Consider the following 11899-nt stretch of genomic DNA (forward strand, 5'->3'; position numbering starts at 1 on the left):
ACTATGCAAATTTTTTTGAAATATTTGTCATAACCATATTGACCTGATTAGCACAAATCAATTATTACCCGCACACACTTCTCTCAATTCTAAAATACAATTCAACTACTCATATCTCTCACTACCATTTGTTAGTTCTGTCAACTGACAAATATTAATAAGACATTTCGTATTTCTAAAATCCTAATAGGCTGTACAAAATTCGTATGGTGCTAAATTGGGATTTCGGATTAAAATTCCTACCCACACTAGATAGCGAATTGGAAGTCATGATGACTCCTCAAAAAAAACATAATCAAAGTTGGTGTTCTGGCTTGAAGGAGGGACCTACATTGGGCAAGGCATTTGGAGTACTAGCCTGTACGACGCTGGTCGCAGCGTCAATGTGGCTGGCCAATCTCGGCAACACGACCAGGAAGGTCGCTGCTGACGTTGAGAAGAATGGTCAACCGGTTTCTGGGCGTCAACAACGCTCAGCTCGTTACTATTTGAGTCTAGGGACTCAATATTACGAGAGAGGACAATTCGCTGAAGCAGTAGAAGTGCTGGAAAAAGCTTCTGTTTCTCCAGGACGATTGTCATCTGCAGAATTTCGCAAGATGAACGATTACCTTGGTCGTGCTCGTCAGCGAGCTGCAGCTCCTCATAAGAAACAGATTGTACGAGCACAGTCGCCTACGTCTGATACACGATTTTCTACCAACATTTCTAATCGAGATGGTAAGTCTCCTGAAGAGATGAAGCAGCTTGCCCGGCAATTGCTGCAGTCTGCTCGGGAAGACATAAAGCTGAATGAATTTGCCAAGGCTCGCCAAAAAGCAGGTCAGGTTGTATCCATGCGTTTGGAGTATGGTCCTTTTGATGAACGCCCTGAACAAGTTCTGGCCGATATTGCACGTGCAGAACAACGTAATCAAAAAGACTCACCCATTCAACAGGCTGGTGGATTTTCAGGACAGACTTCACGAATTGTTCAAGTCGCAAATAACGAATCTACAAACAGCAATCCTTTTGGAAATCCCTTTGATGGAAGTCAAACTCAAAATTTGACAGAAAAGCAACAGGCAACAGTGCTCTTGAAGCAGGCCAGACAGGCATTAAACGCAGGTCACTATGATGATGCCCGCACACTTGCGATCCAGGCTCAGGACTATGATGTTGCTTATAAACTGTTCGATGAACGGCCTCAACACATTCTGGCTGAAATAGAACGAAAAACCGGTGCCAAAATTTTTGCAGGCCAGTCTAAACGGTCAATGCCGGTCGCTCAAACTTCACCGAACGGTTCTGACAAAGAACAGGCAGCTCAATTACTAAAGCAGTCACGTGCTGAGCTGCAAGCAGGTCGCTATGGCTCTGCTCGTGAATTAGCACTTCAAGCAAGTCAACTTGAAGTCGCCTATCGATTATTTGATGATCGACCAGAGTTAGTACTCGATGAGATCAAGCGTGCCCAGGCAGGTAGTGGTTCGTTGGCAGCAGCCAATACTGGCCGCTCTACAGTTACTGTTCCTCAAGGCTCACCTAAAGCACAGGCAACAGAACTACTGCGGCTTGCGCGACTGGATATTAAAAAACGTAACTTTGATAGTGCACGTCAGAAAGTGAGTCAGGTACAGCAAATGCAAGTCTCTTACGACTTGTTTGATGACCGGCCAGAATTGGTACTTGCCGCTATCGATCGAATTTCTGATGAAGCAGCCACTAGTTCCGGCATCAAAGGTTTGCAACAAAATCAAGACGCGGTACGTCCTCGTATCAATCGTTTGATGGAACGGGCACAGGTTGCCTTACAACAAGGAAATAAAGATGAAGCGCTAATGTTAGCCTCATCGGCTCAAAAACTCGCTCAGACGCTCAAGGTAAAATTTTCACCTGACCGTGAATCTCCAGCTGAATTCATCCAACGTGTTGGTATCAGCTCTGAGACTAGATTGAATCCGGGAACCACTCAATCTGCCAAAGGTAATTCCAACCCCGAGTATGCACGACAATTGATTGCAGCAGCTCGCGAGGATCTTGCCAAAAACAGAGTGGAAGAAGCACGACAAAAAGCGGAAGCTGCACAAAAGATTGATACTGCTTATACGCTGTTTGAAGATCGTCCGGAACAGGTTCTGGCAGACATTCGCAAGATGGCAGGTCAACCGGGTGGGCTTTCTCGTGATCAGCTTTATGCTGCGGAGAAAGAACGCAAGAAACAGTTTTCACAAAAACTGATCGCTCAGGCTAGAACTGATATTAAAGCAGGACGTTATGAATCTGCTCGTGTTAATGCTCAGGAAGCATTGAATGTCGGGGCGGAATTCAAACCCGGCGAAGACAGTCCTCAAGCTATCCTGAGAGATCTGGAGCGTAACACCAGTACACAATCTGCTCAGGTCGCTCAAATGAAAAATAATGATTCGAGTGAAATCGCCGTGATTCACCCAGGTGCTTCAGCTTTAGAGCTTTATAACCTGGGAATGCAGCGGTTGGCTGAAGGGAATCGTAGCAGTGCTTATCAGGCATTTCTAGCTGCTTATCAGTCTGGTGAAAAGCTCGATACTCACCGTGCACAGCAGCTTCAAGACGCTGTTCGTGAGTTGGCTCCCTCTCGTGCTGAGAATATTCGACTGGTTAAGAGTCAGACGTCAGCGGTTGACCCAACTGGCACGAAAGAACCAAGTACAATTGATCTGGTGCAACAGAAACAGGCTATTCAATTCAGTCGTCTGCGATCTGAAGTTCTCAATGCGATTTTCAAAGCAGAAAGAATGCGTGAATCTGCTCCTACGGAAGCTTTGGGAGTGATTGACGAGACGATGTCCAAAGTGGAAAGTTCCAACCTCGATAAAAAATCGATGACGACACTCATTGGTTCTTTACAACGGACTCGTGAATCGATTGATTCTTTCCGCAAGCAAGTTGCTCCTCTGGAAGAGTTGAAAAAACGTAACCAGGAAGTGAAAGATCATTACAATAAAGAAATCAAAACCAGAATTCGTGTCGAACAAGAAGTTGCTGACTTGGTTCAGAAGTTTAATGAATTGATCGACCAGCGACGTTATGCAGAAGCTGAAGTCGTTGCCAAACAGGCCAAAGATCTTGATCCACAAAATCCTGTTACAGTAACAATGGAGTGGAAAGCACGATTCATTCGACGTGAAGAATCAAATAACGCGATGCGTGAACGCAAAGAGCAGAACGTTTGGAATCAGCTCAATGATGTAGAAGAGGCATTAGCCGACGCCTATACACCTGACATCAAATTTGGTCATGATGCCAAGGAATGGGCAGAACTAACCAAACGTCGCGATAAATATCATGCGAAAAATCATACCCAGAAAACCGAAAAAGAACTCCAGATTGAAGAAAGCCTGGATCGCCCTGTGAATCTTCAATTTGAAAGTGAATCTCTGGCAGAGGTGATGAACAAGATTCAGACGTTAACCGGAATCAATATCTTCCTCGACTCTCAGGGATTAGAAGAAGAGGGTGTCACAACTGATGCTCCCGTTACCATTAACGTAAATGGGATCAAGTTGAGAAGTGCACTCAATCTGCTTCTGGAACCATTGAACCTCTCATACACAATTGACAATGAAGTTCTGAAAATTACCAGCCGAATTCGGCAGCAGGGAACACTGAAGACAGAAACTTATCCAGTAGCAGACCTTGTGGTTCCGATTCCCAATTTTGCTTCAAATGGAAGTATGGCAAGTAACCCATACAGCCAGATGGGGGCAGTAAGTTATGGATCAGGCTTCGGAGGAAATCAAGCGGCACCTGGGAACTTCCAGGTAGCCGACCCCGTCATGGGTGGAATCCCCGGTGGCCCTAATCCTTGGAATAACAACGGATCTACCGCTCAGGTAGCCGGTGGTGGTTCAAATATTGACTTTGATTCTCTTACGGAATTGATTGTCTCCACTGTAGAACCCGATTCCTGGGAAGAAATTGGTGGTGCCGGTAGTGTGCGACCTTTTGAAACAACTTTAAGTTTGGTGATTCGTCAAACGCAAAAAGTTCATGACGAAATTGCCAACCTGCTTGAACAGTTAAGAAGATTACAAGATCTGCAAGTCACGATTGAAGTTCGATTCGTTACCGTCTCCGATCGATTCTTCGAGCGTATTGGTGTCGATTTTGACTTTAATGTCCAGGATACTGTCGGAGGTCCTACCATTGATGACAACGGAAACGCTGTCCCCGCCTTCGGTCAAGTAGATCTTTTAGGAAATGCAAACCAGGGCGGACAGAATCAACAAGGTGGCCAACAAGCACAACAAGGTCAAACGACGACGGGCCAGACGGGCGGACCGGGAGTTGCTCCCTTTAGTAATCCGCCCACACGAACGCTGCTCAACTTTGATACCTGGCCTAAAAAAGGTACAATTGCCGGGTTGAGTTCACCAGAATCATTTACACCAGACCTGGACGTTCAATTCCGACAGGGATCATTTGAAATCGGTGTGCCGGAATTTGGTAGCTTCAATGCGAACGCAGGTGTGAATGTTGGTTTGGCAATTCTGAGTGACATCGAAGCCTTCTTCTTCATCAATGCCGCTCAGGCAGATGAACGGTCAAACCTGTTGTTTGCTCCCAAAGTGACACTGTTTAATGGTCAGGTTGCCTTTGTGACTAGTAACGTATCACGTCCGTTTGTGATCAGTCTGGTTCCAACCGTAGGTGACTTTGCTGTCGGATTCACACCTATAATTGCAAACATTCCTGAAGGGGTTTCTCTGACAGTCTCAGCTGTGATCTCAGCAGATAGGCGATATGTACGACTTTCTGTTAATCCGAACTTTACCAATGTTACAGACGTCTTCACCTTCTCCTTCCAGGGAGGCACAGGCGGCATTGGTCAGCAAGGTCAACAAGGTCAGCAAGGACAACAAGGTGGCCAGCTTGGTCAACAAGGTGGCGGTAACTTTGGTAATGGTGTCGGTGCAGGTCTTGGTGGTATTGGTGGTGTCGGAGGCCAAGGTGGCCAGCAAGGCCAGCAAGGCCAGCAAGGTCAGCAGGGACAACAAGGTCAGCAAGGCCAAGGTGGTGGCTTAGGTACAACCACAATTCAGCAGCCCGTTGTTGAACAGGTTACTGTAACTACAACTGTTAGTGTGCCCGATGGTGGTACTGTGCTTCTCGGTGGTGTGAAACGACTCCGTGAAGGTCGCAGCATGGCGGGTGTACCAATTCTGAACAAGCTTCCTTACATCAGTCGTCTGTTTAAGAACACAGGTGTCGGACGTGAAACGGAAAGTTTGATGATGATGGTCACCCCCAGAATCATCATTCAGGAAGAAGAGGAGGAAGCACTCCTCGGATACTAAATAATAAGAATCATCTCAATTTTGAGATGATTCTATAAAATTGCAGATCGCGGGATCTGCAGAGGGGCTGATCGTCAGCAGCCCCGGGCTCTGGCCGTCGCGAATTCTCCCCCCCTTGATTCGCGGCGGCTTTTTTATGCTTTGAAGCCAATACCTCAATTCATCTTGCTTCCTGTTTCGGGAAATCCAAATCTCTATTGTTACGACTACCTGAAATCAACTAGACTTCAGTCAGTGTCGATTACATTCCAGTTCGATGTTTAACAATAGGAATTAATGGTGTTTTCAAAAACGGCTTTTATGATTACGGCTAGTGCTTTAGTTTCTACCATGCTCATGAGCTTTCAAACAGAAGTATATGCGAAGGCTCCTGAAACATACCGTGTAAAAATGGAAACGACCAAAGGTACTTTCTACATTGATGTCACGCGTAGTTGGTGTCCTATTGGAGCTGATCAATTTTATAATCTGGTGAATTCCGGATTCTATAATGATTGTGCATTTTTTAGAGTGATCGAGGGCTTCATGGCGCAAGTGGGTATCAATGGTAATCCGGAAGTTCAAAAAAAATGGCGTGATCAGACAATTCAAGATGATCCCGTTTCAAAGTCCAACCTTCGAGGTTATGTTTCCTTTGCTAAAACAGGAGCGCCCCATTCAAGAACAACTCAAATTTTCATCAACTTCGGGGACAACCGCCGACTGGATAAATATGGTTTTGCTCCCTTCGGTTATATCTCAGCTCAAGGAATGAAAGTTGTCGATGCTTTATACTCGGGTTATGGTGAAGGAGCACCTGCCGGGCGCGGCCCCTCACAGGGACGGATCCATGAAGAAGGTAATCCATATCTAAAACGGGATTTTCCCCGTCTTGATTACATTACCAAAGCGACGATTGTGAAAAATAAATAGCAACATTGAGTTGCTATTTCTCTATATGAGGCTGAATAAAGAGTGCCTTCTTTTCACCTGGCAGTGTGAAGTCAAATCCGCAGCTTTGAAAAAATAGATCGGAAGAAGTGACCACCATGACTTCCAAAATACTTCTTTGACGCGCTCGCTCAACACAAGCAGCAACCAGCTTTTTGCCGATACCACTTCCCTGTCGATGTTCAGCAACAACGAGGCTCCGAATTTCAGCCATTTTTCGAGAGTAGATTTCCAGCGAGGCAAATCCGATGATTTCCTCATCTTCTACAGCTACGAAGCCCGTTTGCACCAATTCCTCTAATTCATCTGAGGTACGGGGTAGAATTTTCTCCTGTTCCACAAAAGGGATAATAAATTCGGCAAGGTTCTTAATATCTTCCTGTTTCGTAGTACGTATGTGAATATGATCTGTCATTTCGGAAGTTCTTTATCTAAGACGTAAATACTTGAACTGCATGACCATTTTTCAAATCTGCCAAATTAAACCTTAAATCATGGATTCCAGAGAACTTCTGAATGATATCGCTCTATAAAGATATTATCGGCCTGAGTCATTCACTCTTTTTCTGAAGTCATAAAAAGGAGGACATCTTGATGATGCAAGCTGAAGATCGATTAGTTATGGTATCCGTCAGGCCCATTCCTGTGAATAGGACCGCAGTATAGTTAATTGCCCATGCATAAGGTAATATTCTAATGAAAAAATCTCAGTTTTTAATTCTATGCGGTGTGGTTTGCCTCACTTTTTCTGGTTGTGGTGGCTATTTAAAGCCAGACGCGCAAACAGATACGATTGTAGCGGATCCCCAAACCACTTCCTCTGAATCCAGTCAAAAAGAAATGGATAGTAATATGAATGACGAAAGTGAACCTGGATACTCAACAACTCCCTCTGGATTGAAATATCGTATTGTTAGAGAGGGCAACGATAAAAAACCCGGACCTCAGGATACTGTGACTGTTCATTATCGTGGCACTCGCGAAGATGGATTCGAATTTGACAGCTCTTATAAACGAGGAGAAACGATTTCGTTTCCTTTAGGAGGTGTTATTAAAGGTTGGACGGAAGGGCTGCAACTTATTGGTGAAGGTGGTGAAATCGAATTAATCATCCCACCAGATCTGGGATATGGGGCTGCTGGTGCTGGTCCTGATATTCCAGGAGGCGCGACGCTGCACTTTAAAGTAGAACTGTTTAAAGTCAATTAGCTGACATCGCTCAAATTCAGTCAGTTATTCTATTTAATTTAGCTAAAAAAATCAGGAGAGTATAGTGACTCACTGCTGGCACGATGTGACTCCCGGGCAAAACCTGCCTCGCGATTTCACTGCCGTGATTGAAATCCCTACTTTTTCCAAAGTGAAGTATGAATTAGACAAAACGACTGGTCTTCTAAGACTGGATCGTATGCTTTATTCGGCAGTTCACTATCCCGCCAACTATGGATTTATTCCACAGACTCTGGCTGAAGACGATGACCCGCTGGATGTGTTGGTTCTTTGTCAGGAGCCCGTCGATCCTTTGACTATCCTTGATGCACGTGCCATTGGTGTGATGACTATGATCGATAGCGGCAAACCTGACCATAAAATTCTGGCTGTTGCCGTGAATGATCCAGAATATAATCCGTTTACGGAAGCATCAGAATTACCACCCCATCGATTGGCGATGCTGAGACGCTTCTTTCAGGATTATAAAATGCTGGAAGGGAAAAGCGTAGAAGTCGAAGAGTTTCAAGCTGCTGCCGCTGCGTTTCCCATCATCGAAGATTCGCTGCAAAGATATAGCAGTCAACGCCGTCGTGGTTTTTTATAAGACTTCGAGTTGATTAATAGAGATAACAAAAAAGCAGCGATTTCAAAAATTTGATATCGCTGCTTTTTTATCAATATTTGGTTCTGCGACTCAAGTCTAAATCGGGTTGTCAACTCGTACGTGAGCTGTAGGAATTCGAATTCTTTGAAGGGTGGCTCGAATCTTTTCCTGGATGGCGGGTGAGAGTTGTTTTAATTCGTGTGTGAAAACTTGATTACCCAGGATTTGATTTACGTTTAATGAGGGACGATTCCCAATATGGTGATCCAATTCCACCATCCGCACAGACTTTTCTTTCGTGGAACGACTCAAAAAGACGCGAATGAAACGATTGTTACCCTGCATATGTGGCTTAATTTGCAAGCGGAAGCTGGCTTTTCCTCGCAACGCCATTTTTAACTCTTTCAACCGTTCATTGATCATCATCTGCACGTGATCTGGCATGTCAATCATCTGCTCACTGATCTCGTTCAGGTTTCCTTTGAAATGGTGCGTTTGCAGTGTGTCACTCTCATCCTGATAACTGACTTCAACAGAATATCCATCCTTAACACTACCCACGAATAAAAGACTAAGATTGTGAGTCTTAGAGACCGGAATATGACTGAGCCCTAAAGGCATCTTACGTCCTCCCAAAGGATCTGACTCAGTCGAACGGGAAGCAATTGGGCCATCCTGAGGTGGGTGTGTATTTTTTGTTTTTGGTGGTTCCTGATTTTGACCAACGGGCCTGACTGAGAACTGATAATGTCGATAGAGTTTTTCTATTAATGTCACTTCGATGGTCTGATGCTTTGAGGCGCGAATCACACCCAATTTGACTTTGCTGTCTTTGTCGGCTTCCATGACAAATTTACGCAGCACATCAGAAGAAGTGATGGCCTTGCCATTAAAGGTAGTCAAGACATCGAACATTTTGATGCCGGATTGCTGAGCTGGAGAATCAGGGAGAACAAGCTTTACACCTACGCCCTGGCCAGCCTGCACCATTTCATTTAATTGTGCGGCTAAGGCTGCAGGTACAGGTTCGGTCACAATTCCCACGAAATTTCGCATTTCGGTTTCGCCAGTCGGGCGACTCGTCACGCGAAACGTCGTCTGCTTTTTAGTCGTTCCGGAATTCGTGTTTTTTGCAGGAGCTCTCTTTGGTTGAGTTGAATTCTTCGACTTTGATTTCGTTTGGCCGGGCTTCTTTGCCTGTAAAGGATGTTCATCGGCAAAAGTAAGTTGAACCGTCAACAGAGAAAAAATGACTCCGCTTAAAAAGAACCATCGTTGCTGTTTCTTCATTGTACTGCCTTGGAAATGATTCAAAAAAGGCGTTACTTCCTCCCGCGATCACAATTCGATCAGGAATTGGAAACTCCCTTTTTGTGGCCCGTATTATAAATTCCTACTTATCCGCTAATCACAAACTTATCTTGTCTCAAAGTGAATCGACTCTACTGTTCGTTTCCACCTTCATCATTAATTAAAGAGATTCTGGCTTTACTCACAGGAACAAAATCAATGGTCAATTCTGGCATCGACATCTCTACGTTCGTTCCTGTTTCAGGATTCTGAAAAGTGATATTTGTCCAGAGAAGTTCTGTTTTCTGTTCAATCGGACCGAATTCTGTATTGTAGAGTGTAATATCAATTGATTCGTGTACGCTTTTGTTAATATCCGGCGTCATTTCTTTTGGAACATTTCCGTGGTCAACAACCACTGTTTCTGAATTGACCGTCTTGGAGTGATCAGAGACGTTATCGGTCTTCGATAAATGAGTTGGGGCATTAATGGGACGATTCACCACAGGAATGTTCTCTACCGGTCTTATACGGGTGAAAACCACAACGGCCACAATCAAACAGGCACAAACACCGGTCATTAGCATACTTAATTTGAATTGCCGACGAGGTTTCTTCCCGAAACTATTGGGAAGCTCGTTTCCCAGCTTGCTGACCTGCTTGGCTTGTTTTTCATACTCTTCATCAGAAATGTCGGATAGTTCTTGCAACTCGAGAGGCATCTCTTGCTGAAAATATTCGCGCAAAACACTCTCCAGCTCATCGTCATTCTCGAGCATTCCTGAAGTGTCAAACGGTTTCATGATCAATCCCCACTTTCTCCAACTCTTCACAAAGACGCTTTCTCGCACGAGAAAGCCTCATATCAATAGCTGATGTAGATGTGTTGAGCGCTATTGACATTCGCTTTGATGACCATCCTAGTGCATAACGAAGGACGAGAACCTCTCGATCCTCGGCTCGAAGTTGTCGAAGTGACTGCCGAATCTGGCAGTGTTTCTCTTTATTCTCCAGATCATCTGTTGGGTCTGAAGGTTTGCCTACAATATTATCTAAAAAATCTGCGGGCCTAGCTGCGTGGTTCTGCCGACGGGCATAATCTCGCAACCAATTTTGAGCAACAGTCAAAACCCAGGCCCGGATATTTCGAATTGACTGAACTTCTTGAGTTTGTAAACGTACGAATGCCTCCTGGAGCGCGTCATAAGCACGATCAGAATCAGAGCATTGAGCATAAAGCAATGCCCAAATTTCTCGACCTTCTCGTAAATATACCGCCTCAATTTCTGCCGACCACCGCTTGGCCTGCTTATCAGGCATGCAAATTCCAATACATTAGAAGAGGGATAATCTAAGTCTATTGGAGAGTGTTAACGGCCTTTCATTATTTGCCAGCTTAACAACACTCGTCTAACTCACATGCACTAGAATAGACGGAAAGTCGATCAGAATCTAACGTCGATTCAACATTATTTCCGTTTCCTCTTAGATTCGATCCCCCCTCATCACTAGACTTTAACAGCCCCCATTCCCAATTGGAACAGTTACGAGATTGTATCATATTGCGAAATAAAGACTTATGGTAAATTGCCCACGTTGCCTATAGTGTTGGCTGAACATGAGTAATTTTCCACTCCGCGCTAAAAAACAAATTCGAATACATGGTATGCCAGTTGGTTTATGAGATCAGTCTGAATCGGCAGGGTTAACTTTGAGACTATTGAATCGTAGAAAACGGTAAAGGCTCCAGATATTTGTTCCTGATCTTGGAAACCGTTCCCTTGTATTTATCCATTTTTTTCATGCGATTCCAGTCGGGATGAGCACGAAATCCGTCCCAGTGTTTTTCGTGGGCGGCACCGTCTGGCGCAGAAAGCATATAAGTTAAATTGGGCACATCATCTCCGATTAACATCTCACCGAAAAAAACGGGACCGAGTTTGACATCTCGCATAATGTCAATTTCTCCATTATTGAACATATCCACTTTCAAGCGTGCCAACTTCTCATTGGAACTTTCATAGGTCCGCAACTCAAACAGATGAGGGGCTTTGCCCTTGGGAATTTCTAAGACGGGCATCCCTTGAAATGCTTTCATGAAGCGACTTTCAATCCGAGAATAGGCGGGCGACTTTTTCGGTTGATTAAAGTATTCTTTAGCCGCACTTTGGTAAGCTGCATCCACTTCCAGTATATCATTCAAACGTGAGAACTGTTCCAGCGAAGAAAAGGGGATGAGTACATACAACGAGTAGTCCCCTTTCGCTTCTTTCTCTTTGAAGACACCCACACGGTTGATGCCCATCCGTTTCAATGCTGGCAGCAGTGCTTTCTCCAGATAGTGGCTGACAATCTTTTGTTTGGCTGCATCATCAATTCGATAGGTTCGCAGTTCGTAATACTCCTGTGCTTTTTTCTCATCTGCCGAGTGTGCAACTTGGCCAATACCAAACGCCACTGCAGCACCCACAGTGCTTGTTAAAAACTGTCTTCGGTCTGTTCTATTATGATTCATGATATTCCTCATTCTGAATTTGTATTTCCA

9 protein-coding genes are annotated in these 11899 nt (G+C 44.6%); 4 read left to right on the forward strand and 5 right to left on the reverse strand.

Features of this window, described 5'->3' with window-relative positions; all coding sequences use genetic code 11:
* Positions 1 to 269: 269 nt before the first annotated feature.
* The gene (locus tag V144x_RS05160; RefSeq protein WP_197998766.1) at positions 270 to 5318 is read left to right on the forward strand and encodes a hypothetical protein; all 5049 of its coding nucleotides are present in this window, start codon (positions 270 to 272) and stop codon (positions 5316 to 5318) included.
* 300 nt (positions 5319 to 5618) lie between these two features.
* Positions 5619 to 6230, forward strand: coding sequence for a peptidylprolyl isomerase (locus V144x_RS05165; protein WP_232102717.1), 612 nt, complete (start codon positions 5619 to 5621; stop codon positions 6228 to 6230).
* A gap of 13 nt (positions 6231 to 6243) precedes the next feature.
* Here V144x_RS05165 and V144x_RS05170 read toward each other — a convergent pair whose 3' ends face one another.
* The gene (locus V144x_RS05170; RefSeq protein ID WP_144982384.1) at positions 6244 to 6663 is read right to left on the reverse strand and encodes a GNAT family N-acetyltransferase; all 420 of its coding nucleotides are present in this window, start codon (positions 6661 to 6663) and stop codon (positions 6244 to 6246) included.
* Positions 6664 to 6944: 281 nt separating this feature from the next.
* Between V144x_RS05170 and V144x_RS05175 the strand changes: the two genes are divergently transcribed.
* The gene (locus tag V144x_RS05175; protein WP_144982387.1) at positions 6945 to 7457 is read left to right on the forward strand and encodes an FKBP-type peptidyl-prolyl cis-trans isomerase; all 513 of its coding nucleotides are present in this window, start codon (positions 6945 to 6947) and stop codon (positions 7455 to 7457) included.
* Between the two features lie 64 nt (positions 7458 to 7521).
* Positions 7522 to 8064, forward strand: a complete 543-nt coding sequence (locus tag V144x_RS05180; protein ID WP_144982390.1) for an inorganic diphosphatase — start codon at positions 7522 to 7524, stop codon at positions 8062 to 8064.
* Positions 8065 to 8160: 96 nt separating this feature from the next.
* Here V144x_RS05180 and V144x_RS05185 read toward each other — a convergent pair whose 3' ends face one another.
* The 4 genes from V144x_RS05185 to V144x_RS05200 all read right to left on the reverse strand — a co-directional run bounded on the left by V144x_RS05185 (position 8161) and on the right by V144x_RS05200 (position 11869).
* Complete coding sequence (locus V144x_RS05185; protein ID WP_144982393.1) at positions 8161 to 9354, reverse strand: PDZ domain-containing protein; 1194 nt, start codon at positions 9352 to 9354, stop codon at positions 8161 to 8163.
* Positions 9355 to 9506: 152 nt separating this feature from the next.
* Positions 9507 to 10157 carry a hypothetical protein gene (locus V144x_RS05190; RefSeq protein WP_144982396.1) on the reverse strand — a complete coding sequence of 217 codons (651 nt, stop codon included), beginning with the start codon at positions 10155 to 10157 and terminating at the stop codon, positions 9507 to 9509.
* Positions 10144 to 10674, reverse strand: coding sequence for an RNA polymerase sigma factor (locus V144x_RS05195; RefSeq protein WP_144982399.1), 531 nt, complete (start codon positions 10672 to 10674; stop codon positions 10144 to 10146). Before V144x_RS05195 ends, V144x_RS05190 begins: the two co-directional genes overlap by 14 nt.
* A gap of 397 nt (positions 10675 to 11071) precedes the next feature.
* Positions 11072 to 11869, reverse strand: a complete 798-nt coding sequence (locus tag V144x_RS05200; protein ID WP_197998767.1) for an NIPSNAP family protein — start codon at positions 11867 to 11869, stop codon at positions 11072 to 11074.
* Positions 11870 to 11899 lie beyond the last annotated feature (30 nt).

It is taken from the genome of Gimesia aquarii (genome assembly GCF_007748195.1).
GTDB lineage: Bacteria > Planctomycetota > Planctomycetia > Planctomycetales > Planctomycetaceae > Gimesia > Gimesia aquarii.

Excerpts from the sequence above, each read along its gene's own strand:
- V144x_RS05175 (WP_144982387.1), top strand. The coding sequence starts at position 6,945 with ATGAAAAAATCTCAGTTTTTAATTCTATGCGGTGTGGTTTGCCTCACT.
- V144x_RS05185 (WP_144982393.1), bottom strand. The coding sequence starts at position 9,354 with ATGAAGAAACAGCAACGATGGTTCTTTTTAAGCGGAGTCATTTTTTCT.
- V144x_RS05170 (WP_144982384.1), bottom strand. The coding sequence starts at position 6,663 with ATGACAGATCATATTCACATACGTACTACGAAACAGGAAGATATTAAG.
- V144x_RS05165 (WP_232102717.1), top strand. The coding sequence starts at position 5,619 with ATGATTACGGCTAGTGCTTTAGTTTCTACCATGCTCATGAGCTTTCAA.
- V144x_RS05200 (WP_197998767.1), bottom strand. The coding sequence starts at position 11,869 with ATGAATCATAATAGAACAGACCGAAGACAGTTTTTAACAAGCACTGTG.
- V144x_RS05190 (WP_144982396.1), bottom strand. The coding sequence starts at position 10,157 with ATGAAACCGTTTGACACTTCAGGAATGCTCGAGAATGACGATGAGCTG.
- V144x_RS05160 (WP_197998766.1), top strand. The coding sequence starts at position 270 with ATGATGACTCCTCAAAAAAAACATAATCAAAGTTGGTGTTCTGGCTTG.
- V144x_RS05195 (WP_144982399.1), bottom strand. The coding sequence starts at position 10,674 with ATGCCTGATAAGCAGGCCAAGCGGTGGTCGGCAGAAATTGAGGCGGTA.